This is a genomic window from Mycobacterium intermedium (assembly GCF_002086275.1).
GTDB lineage: Bacteria > Actinomycetota > Actinomycetes > Mycobacteriales > Mycobacteriaceae > Mycobacterium > Mycobacterium intermedium.
In genome coordinates, this window is sequence record NZ_MVHT01000288.1 from 1 (window position 1) to 719 (window position 719).

General features: G+C 64.3%; 1 protein-coding gene. It reads left to right on the plus strand.

Translation table 11 applies throughout. The features are described 5' to 3' along the window. Window positions 1-175: 175 nt before the first annotated feature. Window positions 176-719 (plus strand): thioredoxin domain-containing protein (locus BST27_RS30715; protein ID WP_249025754.1); only part of this gene is annotated, 544 nt, incomplete at its 3' end.

The following is a 719-nucleotide window of genomic DNA, read 5'->3' on the forward strand; positions in this document are numbered from 1 at the left end:
GCCGGCGGCCAGGGCGACGCGTTGATCCTGCGCGCTGGTTAACTCGTCAGTAGCTTTGCTAACGATCCGCGGACACGGTGTCCGCGGCGGCCGTTGTGATGTTGGTCATACGGTGTAAAAAGAGGCCTTGCCCCGGGTGGATTACTGATACGCGGCGCGTGTCAGACTTGATGTCGTGACACGTCCGCGACCCCCAATCGGACCCGCCCTGGCTGGTGCGGTCGACTTGTCCGGTCTCAAGCAACGAGCTCAACAGAAAGCCGCGGCGAGTGCGTCGGGCCGTGCGTCATCGGCCGAAGGCGGCCCCAGCGGTCCTGCCGGCTCCGACGCCTCGGTGATCACGCAGATCACCGACGCCAATTTTGAAGACGACGCAATACTGCGGTCCGACGAAGTTCCGGTGGTCGTGTTGTTGTGGTCGCCACGCAGCGACGTGTGCGTCGACCTGTTGGAAACACTGTCCGGTCTGGCGGTTGAAGACCAAGGAACGTGGTCGTTGGCGACGGTGAACGTGGACGCCGCACCCGCGGTCGCCAGGGCGTTCGGCATCCAAGCGGTGCCGACCGTGGTGGCTTTGGCTGCCAGACAGCCGATCTCGAGTTTCGAGGGGTTCCAGCCGCCCGACCAATTGCGTCGGTGGGTGGACTCCTTGGTTTCCGCGACGGCCGGAAAACTCAAGGGCCCGCGGAGTTCTCAACAGGCCGAAGTTGATCCGGCGG